The organism is Synechocystis sp. LEGE 06083, assembly GCF_015207725.1.
GTDB classification, from domain to species: Bacteria; Cyanobacteriota; Cyanobacteriia; order Cyanobacteriales; family Microcystaceae; genus Synechocystis; species Synechocystis salina.
In genome coordinates this window covers 1-2397 of the sequence record NZ_JADEWJ010000392.1, presented here as the reverse complement: position 1 = coordinate 2397, position 2397 = coordinate 1, and the positions used below count along the sequence as shown (strand labels likewise).

Here is a 2397-nt window from a genome sequence, read left to right as displayed (position 1 = left end):
GGCTACGGCCCATTTTGCTTTGGCTTGTACCTTGGATCAGGGAATGTTTTTAGATGCGGCATTGGAAAATTTACTTCTAGAATGCACGATCCAAAACGATCAAAAACTAGCCCAGACCAAAGTTTGCAATTTAGCTGTAGGTAATATTTTAGTAATGGTTTTAGATGCTGGTTTTTACAAATCCTTACAACAGTTACGGGCACAAATACCGCCGGATAGTAACAGTAGGGAAACTTTAGATCAATGGTGGGAAGACCATTATATTGCCTGGCTAGCTCAGTTAAAAAAGGCGATCGCTAATTTCCGTAATATTCACCACCAATGGAATTTTAGCCCAGATCAGGAGATAATTTTGGCAAAATATTATGAAGCCAACCAACTATTAATTGACTGCTTGAATAGTAAATCTGAAGTAACACCGGCAATTCGACAAGAAATCGAGACAACCATGTTGCTATCCCAAAAAGAACTGGAAGATCGCGAATGGCGAGGTAGTTAACAATTATTTAGAGTTTAAAAACGAATGAGAATTGCTATTCAATCAAATAAAACCTTTCAAAGAACGGTATTTAATACGAGCAACTGCCATACTTGAATTAGTCCGATTAAGGTTAACAAATAAATGAAATGTTTAATACTAAAGACAGTGACAGATCCAACTGGGTTGTTCAGCGAGAATACCAAGATGCTGAGGGAGTTATTCGCATAGAATATCGAGACTCCTTAGGAAAAATCTATACAGAAGCTAAAGATCCTAATCAGCAAGCTAAAATCTATCAAAGCGGTTATGTTGATGGAGCTTTGGTGGAACATCACCAACAAAGTGTGCAATTAAAACAGCAGGAAGTTGCAGACAAGAAGATTTCCATGGATCTATTAGTTGGCTTGATTATTGCCGGCCTTGTTGGCATAACTGCTACCATGGCTTACTATCTATTCCAAGTAAATAGTCCTAGCCCTATGACGGTGGTGACTATGCCTATTTATGAAACTAAACCCGTACCTAGTTTGTCTCCGACGCTAGTAGAAAAATCCGTTACCAACATTACTCCTGCCCAGTCAGCTAAATTGGAACCCCAGGATTTCAATCAAACAATTACAACCCCATCTAAGGCAGCTCAACCGGCCGCAACCATCGCTCCTCAAGTAATTCCTAAGGTGACTCAAACAGTTCAACCAGTAAAACCAGCTACCATCGCAGTTGAAGCTCCAGCCCGGCCCTCTCCTTCCGAAGCAAAACCCATTGCCCCCAAACCAATGGCTTCCGTGCCTCCAGTGGTGCTATCCCCTAACACCCCAATTCCTAACACTGTCTCCAGTCTAAATAAAACTGATGTACAACTAAAGGAGGATATTGTTCAGAAGCTTAATGAGCAATTTTCCAATAGTCAACTGTTAGTTGATGTCAATCAAGGCAATGTAAAAATAAGCGGTACGGTAACCACTCCAGGGCAATTGGAGCAAATCCAGCCCTTGGTGCGGTCGATGGAAGGTGTTAAGACAATTAATGTAGAAGTTACCCTAAAAATTTCTTCCAATTAGCTTTCGGTTTCCCCCTATTCTTGCCAGTATGGGGGGATTCTGTTTCAAGTTTCCCGAGATTTTGCTGATTTGGGGCATAAATGACCAGGGGGAGCTATGTTAGTGGCAAATTGTTTGATTGATGGTGGTTGAGTAAATCCAAGAGTCTGTTGTTTTTAAAGATTTATATCGTATTCAAACAAATCCACCCAAAAATCCACCGGGCATTTTCTACAGTTGGAGCAGGGACGGAAATTATTCGCTAAATTTAGCAAAAATAGTTTCTGGCCGTTTCCATTTCATTTCTTAATTTTAGGAGTACGTTATGGGCTTGAAAGATAAGGCCAAAGCCACCGCTAAGAATATTGAAGGTAAAGTCCAAGAAGGCATTGGTAACCTAACCGGAGATACACAAAACCAAGCGGCGGGCAAAGCCAAACAAGTGGAAGCTAGTATTGATCACTCCGTTGAAGATGCTAAGGATGCAGTTAAAAAAGCAATTGATTAACTACTTGCTATAGCCTCTTAATTTTGAGTTGGTACTAAATTGATCGTCAGTTAAACACGCCATAAAAAAGTGTGATAGATCATCGAGAAGCTGAGTAAGGTTGGTTTCTTGATGATTATTTTCCCTACATTTCAAGAGAAATAATTATGTCACAGCAACATGCCGTTGGTACTTTTCCTAACTATGAAGTCACTGAAACAGCTTTAAGGGAATTAAGGCTTAATAACTTTGCTATGGATCTAGTTTCCGTGGTTGGTCTAGATATTCATCAACGCACTGAAATGGCCGGAGCCAACACCAGCAATCGTTTAGTTAGCCTCGGTAATTTAGAATCCCAGAATAATCAAGCGGGGGAAAAAGCAGTAGAC

Annotated in this window: 2 protein-coding genes and 2 pseudogenes; all 4 read left to right on the top strand. The window is 40.4% G+C overall.

The genetic code is table 11. The annotated features are described in order from the left end of the window. A pseudogene (locus IQ219_RS18985) lies at positions 1-499 on the top strand (NTPase (NACHT family)); the annotation flags it as partial. Between the two features lie 128 nt (positions 500-627). Beyond that, positions 628-1542, top strand: a complete 915-nt coding sequence (locus IQ219_RS18980; RefSeq protein WP_194073645.1) for a BON domain-containing protein — start codon at positions 628-630, stop codon at positions 1540-1542. Between the two features lie 304 nt (positions 1543-1846). Further along, on the top strand, positions 1847-2029 hold the full coding sequence (locus tag IQ219_RS18975; protein ID WP_190599151.1) for a CsbD family protein: 183 nt from the start codon (positions 1847-1849) through the stop codon (positions 2027-2029). A 146-nt stretch (positions 2030-2175) separates the two neighbouring features. Then, a pseudogene (locus IQ219_RS18970) lies at positions 2176-2397 on the top strand (hypothetical protein); the annotation flags it as partial.

What these genes read in the sequence shown, in the direction of transcription:
- IQ219_RS18980 (WP_194073645.1), top strand. Translation starts at nt 628, where the DNA reads ATGTTTAATACTAAAGACAGTGACAGATCCAACTGGGTTGTTCAGCGA.
- IQ219_RS18975 (WP_190599151.1), top strand. Translation starts at nt 1,847, where the DNA reads ATGGGCTTGAAAGATAAGGCCAAAGCCACCGCTAAGAATATTGAAGGT.